The sequence below is a fragment of the Acinetobacter sp. TY2 genome (assembly GCF_046269225.1).
Taxonomy (GTDB): Bacteria; Pseudomonadota; Gammaproteobacteria; order Pseudomonadales; family Moraxellaceae; genus Acinetobacter.
The window spans coordinates 1-19,503 of record NZ_JBJZOR010000010.1 but is presented as its reverse complement, the minus strand read 5'-3'; the positions used below and the strand labels follow the sequence as shown (position 1 = coordinate 19,503).

Annotated in this window: 22 protein-coding genes; 9 read left to right on the top strand and 13 right to left on the bottom strand. The window is 36.0% G+C overall.

The annotated features are described in order from the left end of the window. Nucleotides 1-12: 12 nt before the first annotated feature. The gene (locus ACK1JC_RS08115) at nucleotides 13-612 is read left to right on the top strand and encodes a GNAT family N-acetyltransferase (protein ID WP_409511358.1); all 600 of its coding nucleotides are present in this window, start codon (nucleotides 13-15) and stop codon (nucleotides 610-612) included. Between the two features lie 55 nt (nucleotides 613-667). Here the strand turns inward: ACK1JC_RS08115 and ACK1JC_RS08110 are convergent, their stop codons facing one another. Then, nucleotides 668-1,321, bottom strand: a complete 654-nt coding sequence (locus ACK1JC_RS08110; RefSeq protein ID WP_409511357.1) for a hypothetical protein — start codon at nucleotides 1,319-1,321, stop codon at nucleotides 668-670. Nucleotides 1,322-1,432: 111 nt separating this feature from the next. On the opposite strand from ACK1JC_RS08110, the gene ispF reads away from it, so the two are divergent. Then, nucleotides 1,433-1,921: a 2-C-methyl-D-erythritol 2,4-cyclodiphosphate synthase gene (gene ispF / locus ACK1JC_RS08105; RefSeq protein WP_409511356.1), complete on the top strand. Its 489-nt coding sequence runs from the start codon at nucleotides 1,433-1,435 to the stop codon at nucleotides 1,919-1,921. Nucleotides 1,922-1,995: 74 nt separating this feature from the next. Here the strand turns inward: ispF and ACK1JC_RS08100 are convergent, their stop codons facing one another. The 5 genes from ACK1JC_RS08100 to ACK1JC_RS08080 all read right to left on the bottom strand — a co-directional run bounded on the left by ACK1JC_RS08100 (nucleotide 1,996) and on the right by ACK1JC_RS08080 (nucleotide 9,410). Then, the gene (locus tag ACK1JC_RS08100) at nucleotides 1,996-2,520 is read right to left on the bottom strand and encodes a protein tyrosine phosphatase family protein (RefSeq protein ID WP_409511464.1); all 525 of its coding nucleotides are present in this window, start codon (nucleotides 2,518-2,520) and stop codon (nucleotides 1,996-1,998) included. Nucleotides 2,521-2,594: 74 nt separating this feature from the next. Next, entirely contained in the window at nucleotides 2,595-3,686 is a 1,092-nt protein-coding gene (locus tag ACK1JC_RS08095; RefSeq protein ID WP_409511355.1) for a 3-deoxy-7-phosphoheptulonate synthase, read from the bottom strand. A gap of 157 nt (nucleotides 3,687-3,843) precedes the next feature. Then, a complete protein-coding gene (locus tag ACK1JC_RS08090; protein ID WP_409511354.1) occupies nucleotides 3,844-4,728 on the bottom strand; it encodes a sulfite exporter TauE/SafE family protein in 885 nt (294 codons plus the stop codon). A gap of 454 nt (nucleotides 4,729-5,182) precedes the next feature. Then, the gene (locus ACK1JC_RS08085) at nucleotides 5,183-6,754 is read right to left on the bottom strand and encodes a PepSY-associated TM helix domain-containing protein (RefSeq protein ID WP_409511353.1); all 1,572 of its coding nucleotides are present in this window, start codon (nucleotides 6,752-6,754) and stop codon (nucleotides 5,183-5,185) included. Nucleotides 6,755-7,256: 502 nt separating this feature from the next. Then, nucleotides 7,257-9,410, bottom strand: a complete 2,154-nt coding sequence (locus tag ACK1JC_RS08080) for a TonB-dependent siderophore receptor (protein ID WP_409511352.1) — start codon at nucleotides 9,408-9,410, stop codon at nucleotides 7,257-7,259. Between the two features lie 290 nt (nucleotides 9,411-9,700). Here ACK1JC_RS08080 and lpxB point away from each other — a divergent pair, with 290 nt between their 5' ends. After that, nucleotides 9,701-10,873, top strand: coding sequence for a lipid-A-disaccharide synthase (gene lpxB / locus ACK1JC_RS08075; protein ID WP_409511463.1), 1,173 nt, complete (start codon nucleotides 9,701-9,703; stop codon nucleotides 10,871-10,873). Between the two features lie 4 nt (nucleotides 10,874-10,877). Next, the gene (locus ACK1JC_RS08070) at nucleotides 10,878-11,378 is read left to right on the top strand and encodes a GNAT family N-acetyltransferase (protein WP_409511351.1); all 501 of its coding nucleotides are present in this window, start codon (nucleotides 10,878-10,880) and stop codon (nucleotides 11,376-11,378) included. A 77-nt stretch (nucleotides 11,379-11,455) separates the two neighbouring features. On the opposite strand, the gene ACK1JC_RS08065 is transcribed toward ACK1JC_RS08070, so the two are convergent. Continuing rightward, nucleotides 11,456-12,328 (bottom strand): DUF2797 domain-containing protein, encoded by an 873-nt coding sequence (locus ACK1JC_RS08065; protein ID WP_409511350.1) that lies wholly within the window; start codon nucleotides 12,326-12,328, stop codon nucleotides 11,456-11,458. A 32-nt stretch (nucleotides 12,329-12,360) separates the two neighbouring features. On the opposite strand from ACK1JC_RS08065, the gene ACK1JC_RS08060 reads away from it, so the two are divergent. The 4 genes from ACK1JC_RS08060 (at nucleotide 12,361) to ACK1JC_RS08045 (ending at nucleotide 14,617) form a co-directional block, all read left to right on the top strand. Next, a complete protein-coding gene (locus ACK1JC_RS08060; protein WP_409511349.1) occupies nucleotides 12,361-12,831 on the top strand; it encodes a DUF6231 family protein in 471 nt (156 codons plus the stop codon). A 140-nt stretch (nucleotides 12,832-12,971) separates the two neighbouring features. Next, nucleotides 12,972-13,310: a hypothetical protein gene (locus tag ACK1JC_RS08055; protein WP_409511348.1), complete on the top strand. Its 339-nt coding sequence runs from the start codon at nucleotides 12,972-12,974 to the stop codon at nucleotides 13,308-13,310. Between the two features lie 66 nt (nucleotides 13,311-13,376). Continuing rightward, nucleotides 13,377-13,835, top strand: coding sequence for a hypothetical protein (locus ACK1JC_RS08050; protein ID WP_409511347.1), 459 nt, complete (start codon nucleotides 13,377-13,379; stop codon nucleotides 13,833-13,835). A gap of 308 nt (nucleotides 13,836-14,143) precedes the next feature. After that, nucleotides 14,144-14,617, top strand: a complete 474-nt coding sequence (locus tag ACK1JC_RS08045; RefSeq protein ID WP_409511462.1) for a winged helix-turn-helix transcriptional regulator — start codon at nucleotides 14,144-14,146, stop codon at nucleotides 14,615-14,617. 43 nt (nucleotides 14,618-14,660) lie between these two features. On the opposite strand, the gene ACK1JC_RS08040 is transcribed toward ACK1JC_RS08045, so the two are convergent. From ACK1JC_RS08040 to bla, 5 genes are all read right to left on the bottom strand, one after another. Next, nucleotides 14,661-14,972: a TusE/DsrC/DsvC family sulfur relay protein gene (locus ACK1JC_RS08040; protein WP_409511346.1), complete on the bottom strand. Its 312-nt coding sequence runs from the start codon at nucleotides 14,970-14,972 to the stop codon at nucleotides 14,661-14,663. 117 nt (nucleotides 14,973-15,089) lie between these two features. Beyond that, on the bottom strand, nucleotides 15,090-15,374 hold the full coding sequence (locus tag ACK1JC_RS08035) for a DsrH/TusB family sulfur metabolism protein (RefSeq protein ID WP_409511345.1): 285 nt from the start codon (nucleotides 15,372-15,374) through the stop codon (nucleotides 15,090-15,092). Between the two features lie 107 nt (nucleotides 15,375-15,481). After that, on the bottom strand, nucleotides 15,482-15,832 hold the full coding sequence (locus tag ACK1JC_RS08030) for a hypothetical protein (RefSeq protein ID WP_409511344.1): 351 nt from the start codon (nucleotides 15,830-15,832) through the stop codon (nucleotides 15,482-15,484). A 44-nt stretch (nucleotides 15,833-15,876) separates the two neighbouring features. Beyond that, complete coding sequence (gene tusD / locus ACK1JC_RS08025) at nucleotides 15,877-16,245, bottom strand: sulfurtransferase complex subunit TusD (RefSeq protein WP_409511343.1); 369 nt, start codon at nucleotides 16,243-16,245, stop codon at nucleotides 15,877-15,879. Nucleotides 16,246-16,513: 268 nt separating this feature from the next. Next, entirely contained in the window at nucleotides 16,514-17,374 is an 861-nt protein-coding gene (bla, locus tag ACK1JC_RS08020) for a class A beta-lactamase (protein WP_409511342.1), read from the bottom strand. Between the two features lie 751 nt (nucleotides 17,375-18,125). Between bla and ACK1JC_RS08015 the strand changes: the two genes are divergently transcribed. Continuing rightward, the gene (locus tag ACK1JC_RS08015) at nucleotides 18,126-19,142 is read left to right on the top strand and encodes a tyrosine-type recombinase/integrase (protein WP_409511341.1); all 1,017 of its coding nucleotides are present in this window, start codon (nucleotides 18,126-18,128) and stop codon (nucleotides 19,140-19,142) included. Here ACK1JC_RS08015 and ACK1JC_RS08010 read toward each other — a convergent pair. Continuing rightward, nucleotides 19,139-19,423, bottom strand: coding sequence for a DNA-binding protein (locus ACK1JC_RS08010; RefSeq protein ID WP_409511461.1), 285 nt, complete (start codon nucleotides 19,421-19,423; stop codon nucleotides 19,139-19,141). The genes ACK1JC_RS08015 and ACK1JC_RS08010 overlap by 4 nt on opposite strands. Nucleotides 19,424-19,503 lie beyond the last annotated feature (80 nt).

The following is a 19,503-nucleotide window of genomic DNA, read 5'->3' as shown; positions in this document are numbered from 1 at the left end:
AGGTAGCAGATTATGCAGTCCAATTTGTTTATAGAAAATATCGAACTTGTTCTCAATAATATTCGTTTAGTTCCATTAAGTTATGAACATGAACAGGGTTTAGCTGAAGCCGTGAAAGATGGTGAATTGTGGAATTTACGGATAACCTCAACACCACATTTTTCAGTAGTCCGAAACTATATTGAAATAGCATTAATACAAAAGGAAAATGGCAGTCGTTATCCATTTACAGTGCTTGAAGAAAATACGGGAAAAATTTTAGGAACAACGAGTTATCACAATATTCTTGAAAATGTAAAACGCTATGAAATTGGTTATACGTGGTATGCGAAATCTGCGCAACGTACGCATGTGAATACGACTTGTAAATTATTGCTTCTCGAATATGCTTTTGAACAATTGAATGTAAATACAGTAGGGTTACGAACGGATCAATTTAATTTTAAAAGTCAGCGAGCGATTGAGCGTCTAGGTGCGAAAAAAGATGGCGTTATTCGTGGAGATACAATGCGAAAAGATGCTACGATCCGAGATACCATCATGTACAGTATTGTGAAAGGCGAGTGGGGTAATGTAAAAGAACATCTGCACTCGTTATTAGCGTTGCGCTGAGTTAAATGGTCTGTTGATTAGAATAAGTATCATCAGAAAATTAAATTAGATTATTTCAATCATATAAGCGATAAATGCCACTAAATTTTTCACAGCCGACTTGTGTCGTTTTGACCACCAAAAGTGCTTTTTGGAAGTTGAGTTGATATTTACAATCATGCTCATTGTCTAAAATTTCATTCTTTTTGTCGGGAGTGGTATAGGCGAGTAAAGAAACAGTTTGGCTTGAAGTACGGTTATTGGGATTACGATAAGCTAAACCTTCAATTTTAATACGATCTTTGCTGAGTTGATGCACTTGTAGATGCACAGGTGATTTGGCCATTTTACCATTTGTATACTTAATAAAATGCTGCGTTAGGCTTTGATTCATTGATGTATAAAAATTCAAGTCTTCAAGGCGAAGTTCAAATTGTGCTTTGACACAAGCGGTATTTTTACATTGTTGTAAGCGACTAAACCACAGGCGATGGGTGTCATCAATGAGGCGAAGTGGGGCATCAGTCACCAAATAAGCAGTTAAATATTTATCATTTAACTGTTCGCGTAAAGGACTAAGTTTGTCACTACAAATGAGCTTCGAATTTGCGAAATTTAGAGTCGAATTACATTGAATAGGCTGTGCATAAGCTGTGCTTAAACCTACAACGCTCAGTAGAAGTACGGTCAGTGGTTTATTAATCAATTTAGTCTCGGTATTCAACAGCATGATCGCTTATACTTTCACAATGTATGCAGATGTACTATAGCGAAATCGCAGGTGCATATACAACAATTAAACGTTTAATTCCGTATCGAAAACAGTTGAGAGGTGTCTAACATGATCATTCCAATCCGTATAGGGCAAGGTATGGATGTACATGCATTTGAACAAGGTGATTTTGTGACACTAGCAGGAATTAAAATTCCACATACACAGGGTTTAAAAGCACACTCTGATGGTGATGTGGTTTTACATGCACTCTGTGATGCTTTATTGGGTGCACTAGCATTGGGAGATATTGGACAACATTTTCCAGATACGGATGCTCAGTTTAAAGGTGCAGATAGTAGAGTATTGCTTAAACACGTTTATCAATTGATTTTAGATCGTGGCTATGTGTTAGGTAATGCCGATATTACTGTGGCATGTGAACGTCCAAAATTAGCGAAGCATAATTTGGAAATGCGTCAAAGTATTGCAGATATTTTAAACGTCGATGTGACGCAAATTAGCGTAAAAGCGACTACGACAGAAAAATTGGGTTTTACTGGACGTCAGGAAGGGATTTTATCGACTGCGACGGTATTGATTATGCACCAAAAATAAGTCTAAAAAGAGAACAGAAATTGAACTCCATTCTCTTTAAGTATTAATTTACATACAGTTTAATTTACACAATATTAAGAAAATTGATCAGCATTCATTAAAGAATGCTGTAAATCTTGTGTTGATTTACGTCCTTGTAATTGTAATGAAACGGCATAAATGAGTCCCGTCCATGTTTCATTTGGTTCCCAAATTTCATGCATTAACTCTTGTGCTGTTGGCATATCCATATCTAAATAATACTGACGGTATAAATAGATCAAGCTACTGACACGTTTATTGGCAGCACAGTGTACCCAAACCATTTTTTCTTGTACCAAATGGGCAATTAAATCCAAAACAAACAGGCACTGATTATCTTCAGGCGTGTCCCATAAAATTGGGATTTGAATATAATTTAATCCAAGCTCAGCACAGATTTTATCTTCATTGTCTAAATTAGGTTCGGCATCGGAAAATGCCAAATTAATGACTGTATCGATGCCATATTCTTTAATGTGTTGAAATTGTTCAGCAGTGGGTTGTCCTGAGCTAAATAAATGCTCGTGGATAAACTGAAAATGGGCAATTTGGCTTAGTTCTTGTTCAAGTGTATTCATAATACTCATACAGACTCTATTTCCCTAACATCATAATGCAAAACGCCATCTATGTAGATGGCGTTTTGTTTGACTTAGCGGTTTGCTAAAAGATCTTTGAGTGCTGCATCCATTTCAAGTAGCGTTTTTTCGGTGGTTTCCCAATCGATACAACCATCAGTGACAGATTGACCATAGACCAAATCGTTTAGGTTTTCAGGAATGTCTTGGCGACCCCCTTTAATATGGCTTTCAACCATTAAACCCACAATAGACTTATTACCGTCTTGAATTTGCTCAGTGATATTTCTTAATACTAGTGGCTGTAAATACGGGTCTTTGTTTGAGTTTGCATGGCTTGCATCAATCATAATTTTATTGCTGACTTTGGCTTTAGCCAATGCATTCTCAGCTTCAGCAACAGAGCCTGCATCATAATTTGGTTTGCCATTACCACCACGTAAAACAACGTGAGCGTATGGATTACCTTGGGTGCGAATAACAGAAACTTGTCCTTCGTTATTTAAACCCAAGAAACTATGACCATGTTTCACCGATTGCATGGCATTCGTTGCAACGGTTAAACCACCATCTGTACCATTTTTGAAGCCTACAGGAGATGAAAGACCTGAAGACATTTCACGGTGTGTTTGGCTTTCGGTGGTACGTGCACCAATAGCAGACCATGAAATTAAATCTTGATAGTACTGCGGTGAATTTGGATCAAGTGCTTCAGTCGCACAAGGTAAACCTTTTTCATTGAGTTCAAGTAAAAGTTTACGACCTAAACGAAGACCTTTTTCAATGTTGAAAGAGTCATTCATGTCAGGATCGTTAATTAAACCTTTCCAACCAACTGTGGTACGTGGCTTTTCAAAATATACACGCATCACGATATATAAAGTATCTTTGACTTTTTCGCTAAGAACTTTTAAACGATCTGCATAATCATGTGCAGCAACAGGATCATGAATAGAACAAGGGCCAATCACGACAAAAAGACGTTTGTCCGAGCCATCTAAAATATTGCGGACAGTTTCACGACCATGTAATACCGTTTGATAGGCTTGCTCATTAAGTGGTAATTCAGCTTTTAATTGTGCTGGAGTTACAAGAGGTTGAATGCTTTGTACATTCACATCATCAATATCTGACTGTGTAATTTGATTTGACTTTACTGTATTCATTGCCGTCACTGGTATTAGATCATACAAAAGTATTGTTAGTAGTCCGAATATAGCATGATTTTATGGATGTTTAACCATCTAAAACATCAATAAAATCTATAGGACCTATAAAAAAATTGTCATCCAGTTTTGTCTATGCATTTGAAATGCGGGTGCTTTAAACTGAAATGGCTGTTGTAACTTGCGTTTGAGATATGATCATTGCTGTTTGTGGTTTCTCTACAGGTTTGCTTTTAACAGGGTGTAGAATAAAGTTAATGCCGAGTGCAAAGAGCGTTATACCTAAAATTTTACGAATCAAACGTTCTGGTAAGCGTGAGCTAATGAGCGTACCAATAATAATGGCAGGAATTGAACCTACAAGTAACCAACCGAGTAGATGGAAATCGACATTGCCTGACGTCATGTGAGCAAAGCCTGCGACAGACGTAAGTAATACTGCATGTACGACATCTGAACCGATAATACGAATCATCGGTAAATTAGGAAACATTAAAATAAGTGCCATAATACCAAATGCACCAGCACCGACTGAAGACAACGTCACAAATATGCCTAAAACAATTCCCATAATGACGACATAAGTTTTTTTACCTTTAATATCGAAATTTTGTTCAAGCTCTGATATTTGTCCTTTACGATATTTCGCAAAGAATTTTTCAATTTGTGCACGAAATACAATTGAAATACCTGTAAGGGTGAGCATAAAGCCCAAGACTGTGGTGAGCACTGCTTTATAATGAGTTGAGCCACTTAAATAATTATCCAATATCCAATGCGTAATAATAGATGCAGGAATGCTGCCTAAAGCGAGCCAAAGGACAATTGGCCATACGATATTGAGTTTTTTAGCATGCACCATTGAACCGCAAAACTTTGAAATTGCGGCATACAGTAAGTCTGTACCAATCGCGATATGTGGCTCAATACGAAATAGGCTAATCAGAATAGGGGTCATCAATGAACCACCTCCAACACCTGTAATACCAACGCAAAAACCAACTAAAACGCCTGCTAAAATAAACTCAATAGGACCAAACATGACTACGGGTGCCAATTATCTAAAAACAGCCGTATGTTATGACTTTTTCATATAAGGGGTTGTCTTGATTGTTCATTTACTTATGCAAAAAAATGCTAAAGTTGTTTTGTAATTTAGTGAGCATTGTATTTTTAACCTCTTTTGGCATGTTTAGTTTTATTTTTTAAATTATTGAACCATAATATAAAAATGAAAAATACTGGTGTCATAAAGATCCATAAACTGACTATGCCAATACTGATTCCAAATTGATCACATAAAATGGCTAATGCAAGAATAATCAAGAAGAATGCAATAAAACGGCTTAACTTTGCATAAGAAATAATCCTGAATTGTATGGGGTGCTTGTGTTTGTTGGCTATGATTTTAACGCTTTGTTTCGAACTACATAAAAACAGTAGGTAACTTGCAAGCCAAATACAGATCAGAATACAGGAGATGAGCAGAATGAACATTATGCTGAAGGCTCCTTAATGCTGTGCTGATCTTGTTGTTTAAGCAATTTTTTTTGCATTTTGAGGGTGGCTTTATGTTGAATAGGTTGTAATTTTTGATGTAAAAATACTGCGCAAAGTGCTAATGCCCAAATTGCTAAGTCAATGCGTAGGAAGTGCCAATAATCTGCGAAAGAATGAATATATTGATGATTCAATAGTTGATAAAGATTCAGTAGAGGTAAACATATCGCTAAAATAATCAATACTTTTAGTTGACTCTTCCACAGCCATTTTTGTGGCGTACAGAGTGCACATATAAAAGTGAGCAACCACACTGAAAAGAAACTATAAATTTCATAATTCGGCGATCCCGCAGGTAAATCAACTAAACGGTTGGTATATAAATAGCTCAGCATCGCAGTGGGTAAGCCAATAATAACACTAACATTTAAACGATTAACTAAATAATGCCCGAAATGAAATTGGTTTTGCTTATTTTGTAGCTGTCTTTTTAAGCTCCACAATAAAAGTCCTGAACCAATCATTGCACAGCCTAACAAGCCTGAAAAGAAGAGTCCAAGCCTTAACAGTGGTTGTGCAAAAGTCGCCATATGTAAGCCATACATACTTGCATTTAAAGTTGCAATTGCGCTGTGATTTCGGGTGTCTTGAAGAAATTGCCCTGTATGTGCATTAAAACTCAGTTGTGCTTGATTACGTGTTATTGAATGATCTTTTAATTCTGTTACGGTGATTTGTGCTTGATCTGTATTGGGTTGTTTAATACTAATATTATCGAATGCAGTTTTACCCCAAAGCTGTTCTGTCTTTTGTAAAAAGTACTCATTTGGTAGCATGCTTGCAGGTTGAGCTGTCGCTTGATTGGGGACTGAAATGGTACGAATTTCTTCAAAATATTGAAATGGATTGTCGGGATAGACCTTTTTTAAGCCATCAGGGAGAAGTACATAGAAAAAAATAGCCAAACCTGTAAAGGTCATCGTCAAGAAAAAGGGGAGTGCAATCACAGATGTGACATTATGAAAGTCTAAATAAGATCGTGGTCCTTTAAAGGCTCTTAAAGTGAAAAAGTCAGTTATGATTTTTTTATGTGTGATAATTCCCGAAATGAGCGTAATGAGCATCATTAGTGCTGCAATAGTCATAATCAGCCGCCCAATCATGATGGGAATGCCAAATAACTGAAAGTGAAAACCATAGAAAAAGTCGCCACCTTGCGTGCTTGAAAGTGTCAGTTCTTTACCTGTATTGGCATCTAATGTTTTACTTTCATATGCACCATCGGCTTTTTGCCAATAAATTTGATTGACAGGATGTTCAGGACTTGCCACGCCAATGTACCAACTTTTTGCATCGGGCGCATGAGTATTGAGGTATTGAAAAGCACTTTGAATAGCTGTGTTTTGTTGTACTTGTATCGTGGCAAATTGTGGTTGCATCCATAGGCTGATGTCGTGACGGTAATAACTAACAGAGCCCATAAGAAAAATAGCGAAGAACAGCCATCCGAAGCTCAAACCGAGCCAAGCATGTAACCATGCCATTGATTGTCTAATCGATTTTTGCATGATTCAAGTCATTCCATCATTAAGGAAAAAATTCAACACGAAAAGCACAGCAAAAAGTGTTGTGCTGACCAGCGTTAATTTTATAAGTGATTGAATACAAAAACTAACAATGACATAAATCGTCATGAAGATGAGTGAAATAAACGCCGATAAATAAATGGCTTCAGCCTTTGGTAATAGACTTTGAAATATGCTAATCCCAAGATTGGATAAGGTGCTCATACATACATAGCCCAACCCAAAAGCGATAATGAAACGGTAGATCACCGCAAGACGATAGCGCCACTGTGAAAATAGAAACATCGAAGGCATTTTAGGGGAGAGTATTTTGGATAAAAACATGATTCTTCTCTGTAAGCTCTATATTTTAGATCATCATATATATTAAAAATTGAGTTTATGCTTTGGAGTGAGAAAAATTCAGCATTTGGATAATGATTCAAATCCAAATGCTGTATAGAGTATTATCAATAGTTAAAATTAATGCACATAAAAATAAAAATTAGTACTTCAATTTCACAGCAACACTATAGTTTGCTGGTGCGCCATAAAACCCTTGGCCATCAGGGAAGTTAAATAAATATTTTTCATTGGTTATATTGTTACCATTGGCTTGCAGTGTAATGTGATCATTTAACTCATAACTCGCCATTAGGTTAACCAACGCATAAGCGTCTTGTTGAATCGTTCCTGCTTTTTGTATCACAACACCGTTAGCACTCGATTCCGCAATGTCTAAATGCGTTTTGTCTTGCCACTGAACACCCAAACCGAGTTTTAATTGGGGTAATTGTGGGACTTGGTAGGTTGTCAGTAAATTCAAAGATTGTGTAGGATTAAATGTACGGGCATCTCCACCATTTTTTAGATCTTTTAGACTGAATTGCGTATAACCAAAACTTAGATTTAAATCATCGGTCAGTTGCCCCGCAAAGCCAAATTCATAACCTTGTGAGCGTAAATCACTGACCTGAGTTTTGCGTAGTGTTGGTAAGCCATCAGAATTACGTAATGGGTAGTTATTTTCTTCGGTACGGAAGACTGCCATGCTTGCAGTTAATCGATCATCAAGCCAACTACTTTTCACTCCAACTTCATAACTATCGCCTTCAATCGGCTTGTTAATACTTCCATCAAATGCTTTAGTGGTTTGTGGTCGGAAAATTGAGGTGTAATTCATATAACCTGTATATTCAGGACTAAAGTTATAGGTTAAACCGACATAGGGCAGGACTTTATTTTCATCATAAATGGTGTCTGTGCCATAACTTGCCCCTTTACTTTCAGCTTGAATATAATTCGCACCAAGTAATAATTTGAGATCATCTGTGAAATGTAAGCGTGTAGAAGCATAAATACTCTGATTTTTTTGCTTCATATGCATTTCACCACTCGTTTTGGATAAATTCCAATCAGGTTGGTCTGGTGTCCAACTATCTAAATCTGTAGTGAGGTGATTAGCGTAACTGCCACCATAGCCTAGTTCATTTGCATTATTTTGTGACCATGTGTAGCCTAAAGTTGCTTCATGACGTTGACCTAAAAGAGAATAACTTCCTTTCAATTGAATATCTGCTTGACGAGCTTTGTTATCATCTACGTATATTCCTGGCCACAAATAAACGCCTGATGTACCGTCTGCCCCTGGGTTACCTGATAAAAATAATAGTTTTGAATTACGTTCAGTGTGCTTTTCATCATAAGCAATTTTAACTGACCAATTGTCACCGAGTTTTTGGGTTAACTCAGCAAAATAATTTTTAATATTATTGTCCCAATAAGTCCAATCGGGGCTGAAATTATAATTCCGTGAATAGCTGAGCTGCTCACCTTGGGTATTGATGAGTGGATTTGCACCCCAATTATTGCCGTTAGATTTACTATTGGTTTCGGTATAACCCAATGTTAATAAGGTTCGATCGGTTAAGTCCGCTTCAAGGATTGCACCAATGCCATTTTTTTCGAGTGAATAATTGTCGAGATAGCTATCGCCTGTTTGCTCAAAACCAAATACACGACCTCGTATAGAGCCACTTTTATTCAGCGCTGAGGAGGCATCAGCTTCATAACGTTGGGTATTCCATGAACCATAACTCGCATTTAAGGATGCTTGTAGATCTGAGGTCGGACGTTTACGAATCATATTAATGGTTGCACCAGGATCACCCACGCCATTATTTAAAGAATCTGCACCTTTAACGACTTCAATACGATCAAATTGGAAACTGTCAGGGTTGTCATTATTATAATTGTAGCCTTCAAGTGGAAAGCCCACACCATCAATCAAAATATTTGAAATTTCAAAACCACGAGCCGTATAGCTTGTACGTTCAGTTTCTTGATTGTTCACCATGACACCAGGGGCATTGCGTAAGATGTCGCGTGTATTGGTTAAGGCAAAATCATTGAGTTGTTGGTGTGTTACAACATTAATGGTTTGTGGTGTTTCTTTGAGGGGAATATTAAGTTTCGTTGCACTGTTCGATTTTTGAATGATATAGGCTTTAGTCTTTTCAGAAGATGCTTGATCAGGAGAAGAACTTGCTTGAATCACTTCAGTCGGGAGTTTTTCGGTTGAATCTGCGAAGCTAGATTGAGTTTGGAAAATAGCTAATGTTAATAATGAAAGTTTAAAGTAAGAATGAGAGATGAGCATTAATAAATACTAATGAAAATGATTATCATTAATTTTATTTATTATGGTGTTGGGATACAATACTTTTACAATTGGAAATTTGAATAAAAAATAATGCGGCAATAGGAGTAGTACTGTAGGGAGAATACTCAAAAATGGTTTGAATTGGCGTAAAAATGATGTGCTGATATTAATTTTTTAGTCTTTTACTGTAATAAGAATACAACCATAATGTTAAAAAAGTGTCGAGTATACGTCCATTCATGAGTCATGTTACACTTCAGATGAATACTGCATTTGAGGATATTTTCTTGCAAAATCGGAAGCTTAAAATTGGAATTGTGGTTGGTGAAGTATCGGGTGATACTTTAGGTGTCCAACTGATGCGCAGTTTTCGTGAGCAAGGATTAGATGTGGCGTTTGAGGGCATTGGTGGCCCTCAAATGATTGCGGAAGGTTTTAACAGTGAATATCCAATGGATATTTTGTCAGTGATGGGGATTGTTGAAGTTTTAAAAGATATAAAAAAACTCTTCGCCGTACGTGATGGTTTAGTGGAAAAGTGGGAAAAAGATCCAGTTGATATTTTTATTGGGATTGATGCGCCAGATTTTAATCTACGCTTATCAAAAAGTTTAAAAGCTAAAAATCTACCGATTAAAACAGTCCAATATGTCAGTCCATCTGTTTGGGCATGGCGTCAAGGACGTGTACATGGCATAAAGGCAACGATTGATTTAGTGTTGTGTTTATTTCCATTTGAAAAAAACTTTTATCAAAAGTTTCAAGTACCTGCTGTTGCAGTCGGGCATCCTCTGGCAAGTCAATTGCCTTTACAAAACTCAATTTTAGAAGCAAAACAAGAGCTCGGTTTAGATATTAGTCAAAAGCATATTGCTTTACTACCAGGGAGCCGTCGTGGTGAAATTGAGCGACTCGGACCTTTAGTCCTTGACGCTGCACAAATTTTACAAAAAAAATATCCTGACTACCATTTTATTATTCCTGCAATTAATGATGCTCGTAAACAGCAGATTGAAGGTTTATTGCAAAATTATCCAAAGGCTCTAATCGATCAAATTCACTTATTAGAAAATACTGATAAAGAGTCCAAAATTGGTCGTCAAGTCATGAATGCAGCCAATATTGTAGCATTGGCGTCAGGTACTGCAACACTTGAAGCTTTGTTATTACACCGTCCAATGGTGACGTTTTATAAACTTAATTGGTTGACTTATATTATTGCGAAGTTGATGATCAAAATTCCATACTATTCTTTGCCAAATATTATTGCGGGCAAGAAAGTTATTCAGGAGTTAATTCAGTCAGATGCAACGGCTGAAAAATTGGCGGCTGAAATTGAAAAGTTGATGAATCAAGAAACTGCACAAATTCAAGTTATGCAGTTATTGACTATGCATAAACAACTTTTAGCAGGAAATAGTGAAGATCCTGTTCAAGCCGTTTTAACATTGTTGAAATAAACATATGAAGACTTCTATCCAAAAAGCTCAAGCGAGCGATATTCAACACCTTGCAAAAATCCATCAGCTTACTTTTATTCGTCAAAAGGATTCATATCAATGGATTCTTTCAACTTTTTCTGCATATCCTCGTTATATTTGTTATGTGCTTAAATGTGATGAGCACATATCAGGTTATATCTTTTGGGCGCAAAAATCAGGGTTTCGTCCAGAAGTTATTTTAGAATTAGACCAAATGGCTATCCACCCTGAATTTCAAAGAAAGGGCTTAAGTAAACGGTTGATAGAGGAGTCGTTGATCCTTTTAGAAGAAGAGTTGATGCAAAATCAGCAAAGTATTAAAAATATCTTGGTCAATACGAGTTACGATAATTTTGCTAAAAAAATTTATGAAGATGTTTTAGCTGCAAAAGAAGTTGCAATCATTGCTGACTTATTTCGGTTGCCTGAAGTTTGTTTGAAAAGCGACCGACAAAATTTAAAATTTTTAGATGTTGAATCTTAAAATTATAAAACGTACACCCAATCAGAAAACCCTCTACATTTAGAGGGTTTTCTGATTGGGTGTCATAATATTAATGATTATTCCGCACGAATTTTCAGTTCATAACCTGTATATTTACGAATATTGATCACACCTGTATCCATGATGAGATACTGCCCTTTAATGCCTTGTAATTTGCCACGAATGACAGGGGTTTTATCGAGGTTATGTGATTTAATTTTTTCAGGATAAATATCGACAGGATAGATAAACTCTCGAGGTAATTCATGCTCTAAAATTTCAACATTTTCATTGAAATCTAGGCTCATGCTGAATTCATCACGAATCATTTCAATGTGTGACCCAAATTCATTGAGTAACTCATCACGTGCCTCAATCAAATTTAAAGGTTCAGCTTCACCTTTAAGCAGTTTGCGCCAATCGGTTTTATCGGCAACTTGTGTACCAAACATCACTTCAAGCTGCCCTGATAAACGTCTTGAACCCACTTTCATAATTGGCAATGCTTGTGTTGCCCCTTGATCGAGCCAACGCGTGGGCATTTGACCAAGACGTGTAATGCCTACTTTTAAAGCGCTTGAATTTGCCAAATATACAATATGTGGTTGAAAGCAAACTTCTCGTGCAAAGCTTTCTTCGCGGCATGTACCCAAATGATAATGGCACGTTTCAGGCTTCATAATGCACATATCACATGAAGCTTTGGTTTTCATGCATTTAAAGCAGTGCCCTTGAGAATATGATTTTGGTGTTTTAGAACCACAGCTTACACAGTAAATGCTACCTGTGGCTTCAAGTTCAATTTCTTGCCCAAGCTGAAATGGACGTTCGATTTGTGAGCGATCTAGTACAAATTTATATTCAACATTTGCCTTGTGGCTTTGCTGATCAGTTACACTAAGATCTTTCAGATCTGCATGCATTTTATGACAAATGCCTTGTAGTTCCATGTTGTATTACTCTTTCAATATAAGGTGCAGGTATGGCGGAGCAAAATGTCATCACGTCAATGCTAGACGATTTGTCTGCGGAACAACCTATTCAAACTGCATTGTGTATTGGGCAGAATTTAGCGCAATATCAAACAAATCATTCAATTCAATGGCACTATTTTAACGTATCTGAGTTTTTAAGTCTGCCTTTTACACAGCGATATGATCTTGGATTTGTTCTGCTCGATAGTGACGAATTTGCCAATATTAGCGACACGCAAAAAGCACAAATGCTCGTTAAACTCCGAGATTTGTTGGCAAAACGCATTGTCGTAACCTGTAAATTACAAGATGAAAAACTATTACGTTCTCTTGGTTTCACTCAATTGATTGATAAAACTACCCACGAAAGTGATTTTGCTTTGTGGCAGTTCAATATTTTGACTTATAAGCATGTCCCTGATTGGTTTAACTCAAAATTTTGGGCAAACCCTGAAAATTGGAATAAATTCCGTTGGTAATTAAGTGCATCATTACAATATTAAATTAGCACACTACTGAATGAGATTTTTTAGTGGGTATATAGAGTAGACAATCATTGCTACTGAGCTGACATCCGCATAAAATCATATTTTTAAATGAACAGATACAGGACGGCATTATGCTACAAGATTTTATTGAAGAGCAGAAATTGGTCTGTGAAGAATTTGACTCAAGATACATTAAAGTCAATGAAGATGATCTTGTTGCAATTGCAAAACAGACGTTGACTAAAGAACCGATTGTCGGTTTACGTAAAAAGCCAGATGAAGATAAAGTTGCTTGGTTTATTTACGGTGGTGAACTTGAAGATGGTAAAGATTTCTTTGACATTATTACTGTTAAAGAACTTGAAGAAATTTTTCCTGATGCGTTGGTGTATCTTGCGCTAGAAGAAGGTTTTCGTTTTATGATAGATGCAGATGAATATGAAGATGTATGGCGTGAAGGCGCGTTATAAGTTTTGAAAAATACTTGGGATAATGACTGCATTATCCCATTTCTAAATAAAAAAGATGATTAAGCTATGCCAAATAAAACAAGGATGATACAAGTATTATTGAGTACATATTTTTTAGTATGTACAAGTTCTATTTATGCTATTCAACAAATACCTACTCGGTTAGAAATATCAAAAGAACACATGCCACAATTAGGCATTCAATCGGTGGAAGCGAATCAAAAACTTACCCAAGCACAATATGATCAGCAGATTGAACACTATACAGCGCAAGTGAATGCGACCAAATTAATACTAGATGATCCTAATGCTCAAAGTGATGCCTCTGCACAGAAACAGGCATTTTGTAGCCGTATAAAGGCGTATCATCAAATTGCAGAACTTTCTAAGCAAAATATAGAACTTGATATGGCATCTGCTATGCTTATGATTGCCAATAATTTTATTGAAAAGCAACATCAAAGCTTAGTCAATTCAGGAATGACGGAACAAGTTTTTTGTACATCTATGGAAAAGAAGGAATGAATTTAAGTTGAAAAGATGAATTGTCAGATAATGACATAAAAATGGCAGAAAATGATAAGCGGTTATTCATAAAAATACTGATAATAACGCTATTGAAACAAGATGATATTCGATTTTCCCTGGTCAGATATGTTTGTCTCAATCATCAATTCATGATTGATGCCCGACCCGCTGTCATAGGCGGGTTTTTTAATGCACGTGATTTAAGGTGGCTTTAAACATCTTAAAAGTAAAATAGCACTTTTTAAACCTTACAAAAAAATCTATAATTTTCTAAGAAAATCAATTTTATGAAATGGTTTAGCCGTATGAAATGGGATGATATTGGTCAACAACCGTGCTCAATTGCTCGGACATTATCTGTGGTTGGAGATCGTTGGACAATGCTAATTATTCGTAATGCATTTATGGGGTTACGTCGTTTTGATGATTTTCAAGAAAACTTAGGTGTCACTCGGCATGTGCTGTCTGAGCGTTTAAAGCGTTTGGTGGAAAATGAAATTTTACAAAAAGTTCAATATCCTGATCGTGCTGATCGTTTTGAATATCGCCTGACAGAAAAAGGTTTGCAGCTTTATCCTATTTTGCTCAGTATGACCAATTGGGCAGACCAATGGATGGATCAAGGTTTGGGTGCGCCTGTGCAATATCAGCATAAAGGTTGTGGTAAGATTTTTCAGCCTTTATTGACCTGTTCAGAATGTGGTGAAACGATTCAGGCACGTCAAGTTAACGCTATTTTTACCGATGCTTATTATCAAACAGTGCAAAAACAGGCGTGATATTTTGCTATGAAGCTTCAATTTGAAAAGATTAGATCCTATTTTATAGACAATTCGCAGGTTTTGGCACGCCAGCAAGACGACTTAAATGTCGTGCGACTAATCCTGTATTAAACTTTTCCTGCAATACCGCATTGTTGATCTCAGGACTAATGGTTTTCATGAGAAATTTAATCAGTGGGCGAGTCGCAGGAGCGTGTCCAAATTGTGCATAGAACTGACGTACAGCATTTAAGACTTCAAAATGCCAAGGGCTAAGCTCAATCTCAAGACTTTCAGCGAGTTGCTGTGCAACATCTTCATTCCAAAGGGTGTAATCCACCAAATGTCCATCTTGATCCAATTCAAAGTTCATAAAATAGCCTAAGCAGTATGGTCGATTAATTTTAAATAGATGAATAAGGGCTGTCTATATCATCTCATCATAATTTCATAAAAATACTTTTTTATGCTGAAATTTTTAAGTCATTATTTATTTCAAACTAATACACCGCGTAAAATGAAGTACTAAATTCGCCAAGTCATCATAATTGAGTTGTTGAATGTGAGAGGGAAGTGGTATGGGGTTTAATTCAGCATCTTGTTTTAAAATATACAGATATGGATAGGCAGCTAAGCGTTGATCTTGAGCAAACAGTACAGCATCAGCAAATAAAACAATGCTGTCATTTAGACTCATCATTTGCCATAATTGATTCAAAATCATATCTGTTTTAGCAAATTCAGATTGAATAAAATAAAGTGTTTGATCACTCATATGATTGTTCCTATTCATATTTTTAAATTGCAATAATACTGATATTTAAAATGTTCAACATATCAGGAAATGGTGTGATTCAGCAGATATGGCGTTGAAAATGTAGATTACCAATATAGGACATGATCAAATTTTTGAATAAATGTTGTGTTTAATTCTACAAACTCAATGTCTTGTGTAGATGCTTTGATAAAAGCTGATGCTTGTTCAGTTAATTCCACCAAAATAGGCGTTAAATCATAAAACTCAAAGCTATCAATTAAATTTGAGGCAGGTTTAAAGGCATGCTTGAGTGGATCAAATGCTCTTTCAGACTGTAACAGACTTAACGCACCTTGTTTGAGTAAGACTTTCACTTCACAACCAAATGTGGCTAAAACCATAGTGGCAGAAAGACTTTCAGAGACTTGCAGACGGTTTAAGTCAGGCTGCGTTAAAATAACAAGAACATTTTTCACACAATTCCACCCTTCAATTGAAATAATTTCATAAACATAACCACTTAGAATTGAATTAGACGTTCTGTAGATTGAACTGCATCGGCAAGCTCACCGAGTCCGACCAATTCATAGCCTGAAGCAAGATTGTGTGCCTGAATTTTATGGCGTTGTGCATTTTCAGCATCGGTGATACCTCGTGCTAAAGCCGCACTTACACAGACAGGAAGTCGGATCTGCAATTTTTGCCATTCAAGGGTCAGATTACGCTGATCATCGGGAACCCATTGAAATGCATTGGCAACCTGAACGCCATCTTGATAAAAGAAGATACGGACTTCCTCTTTTTTTACGATGAGTGATTGTGCAAGTCCTAAAGCATGCCACGCATGAATTGAACTCGGTGCAGATGTAATCAGCAATAAGGTAGACATTGAGTTTTGATCCGAAGAGTGGAGAAACAAGCTTTGCTATTCTGACTTGATAACAAATAGGTAGTATACAATTATTTTAGTAGGCATCTAAAGAATTTAAAGCTAAATATTAAAAATATTAAAAAATAAATATTTAAAAACAATGATTTATTTACCAGTGGGTTTGTAAAGTGATGATGCGTGGAATGGAAAATAATTGAAAAGCCCTCAATTGAGGGCTCAATCCTTTTAGTTTGAATTGTATTAGATCAATTATAAATCTTAATTTTTAATGATATTTATTGAAAATAACTTCGCCAATTTCATTAATTATTTTTGATCTTTCATCAAGGGTAGTGTTACTTTTTCTTACATAGATACTTATAAATAATGGCTCTTGAGTTGCTGACCACACCATTGATGTTATCCCTCTAATACCATAGTCACTTGCTCCAGAGCGATCTGCTATTGACCAACCTTTTGGTAATCTAGCTCGTAGCAGATTGTCAGCAACTTTATTATCCATCATCCAGCTTTTAAGTTGTTCTTTAGAATTTTTAGAAAGCGTATTCCCAATGAGTAACTTGCTTAAACTTTCACTCATTGCATCAGCAGTCGTTGTATCCCTTAAATCATATTCTGGATTAATAACAAGTTCTGGTTCATACCTATCAGATCTGGTTTTTGTATCACCTAAATCTCTCATGAACTGAGTCAATTTTTGAGGGCCACCAACGGCTGAAATAGTAATATTTGCGGCAGTATTGTCACTATAAGCTGTTGTTGCAGCACAAGCTTCTCTCAGAGTCATATTTTTATTTATTCGTTTAATTGTGACAGGAGAGTATGTAACAATATCTTTTTTATCGATCAATACTTTTTTGTCTAAAGATAATAATTTCTTATCGACATTAGCAAGTACGTTTGCACATGCTAAAGCTTTAACCGTGCTATCTAATGGGAAACGAGTGTCTCCATTTACTGATTCAAGCTTTTTTGAATTAGCATCAAATATAGATACACCGACTTTCCATCCTTCTTTTTCTAATGAGTTTACTTTATCTTCTAATAGTGAAGCATTAGTCGATGTTAGGCATAATGTAGAGATAAGTGTGCCAAGTAAAATTTGACTTTTTGATATTAAATTCATATTAATCATAACCGTAAAAAATAAAAAACTTGAAAAAATAATTTCTTTAGAATTTAGAAAGTGTTGTTACTGATGATGAGGTAATATTTTTATTACTCCTTTTGTGAACAATGATAGGTTACATTTCAATAATAATTATAAGGGATGAGTCTTAGAATTGGTGGGACAATTAAGCTTGATTACATTTTATATACTTTATACAAAATTCTTGATGTTTAATTATCGGTAACTATTTCTTATATGAAACGGGAATAGTTTTCAGTGCATTATCATGGTTTCTTCGATTTACCTAGTGAAGATTGATCTGAATAAAATAGCGTCATTTTTTTCATAAACAATATACGATTAATAGCCACAACTACAACACATGTAATATTATGAACTTGTAAAATAATAATGTTGGAAAGCTGTTACGTATTAGATGATGTAATAGAAATTTTAAGTTACTTTTCACTTTCAATATGTGTGGGTAAGTTATTGAAAATACATAATTAACACTAATATCCTGTAAGGCTTTGACTACTATGAGGAGTGTCTAAACAATGATTTTAGGTTTTATTTAGACACTTTAGTAGGTTTTATTAAAAAAACAATATAATTAAATATTAAAAAACAATGCTTTATATTAATATTGATGTTTTATGAGTATTTAAATCGCTTTATTATCTGCATTAAATTAACCGTATTTTCTTCCATTTCTTTATTTTATAGCTAGAATACAGAGCAATCTGCACCAATTCTGCACCATAAAATGAAAATACCAAAACCGATACAGCGTGGTTCAAGTTGGCGGATTACAGTCACATTTGAAAACAAGAGATATACAGCAACCAGAGACACTGCTAAAGAGTGTGAACATTGGGCTTCATTGAAGCTATTGGAGTTAAAAACAGGAAGGTCTGAGCTTATACAAGGTATAAAACCTGCATATCCATTTCGTCAATTATGTGAAAAGTACTTTCAAGAGCATGGCCGACATATGCGGTCAGCTCGAACAATTCTGATTAAGATAAAAAATCTTGACCGTATTGCGCCAAATATTGCCGATAAATCTATTTACGACTTTAAGCCAACTGATATTGCGTTGTGGCGCAATAATCGTAAAAAAGTAGTAAAGGTGGCAACATTAAGAAATGAGCACGCAATTTACTCGGCTATTTTTACTTATGCAATGAAAGAGCTTTTTTTAATTGAATCGAATGTTTGGCATACAGTGGCAATGCCGGGAAAAGAAAAATCAAGAAACCAACGGATTACACCAGAACAGCAAAATAAGCTGCTCGAAGCTCTTGGCTGGAATGGTTTAATTACACCTGTTGATCCAAAGCAATATGTAGCATGGGCGTTTTTATTTGCACTTGAAACAGCAATGCGACAGGGTGAAATTCTCGCAATGCGCAGAGAAGATTTAAGGGATGGTTTTGTACATCTGCCGATGACCAAAAATGGAGAATCTCGAAATGTACCCTTATCAAAGGAAGCGAAAAGATTAATTTCAATTCTTCCTCTTAATAATGAGTTAGTACCAATTTCGAAACATATATGCTGCATGGCTTGGATAAGAGCCAAGAAAAAAGCAAACCTTGCTCAAATAAACTTCCATGATTCACGGCATGAAGCTATTACAAGGATGGTTAAGGTTAGGAAGTTGCCAGTTGAAGTTTTGGCAAAAATAACAGGACACAAGACCATCGGGATATTAATTAATACATACTACAATCCTGATGCACAAGACTTAGTAGAAATGTTTAACGACAGTGAGAGCTAATTAGCTCTCGGTCTGCCTCTTTTATTTCTTGCTGTCAGTAACTCATGAGCTAAGCGTGAATTATACAAGGCCTTTCCTTTAGTGCCTTGATTAATTGATACAAGCCGATCTCTGATTACATCCACACTAAAATTGTATTTCTTGGCCAACTGAGAAGCAGAAAGAAGTTCGGCTTCTAATTCTTTCAACTCTTTAACAATCCCTCCACCCAAGTTCTGACCAAGCAAAATGTGAGGAGGGGTGTCAGCTTCAATGATAATCGCGTATTTTAGAATTCCCATCATGACACCTCCTTCAAACTTTGAGCGATTGCATCAAAATCAATTTTCGCTTTAGCCCAAATTGCCTCTGCACCATCCTC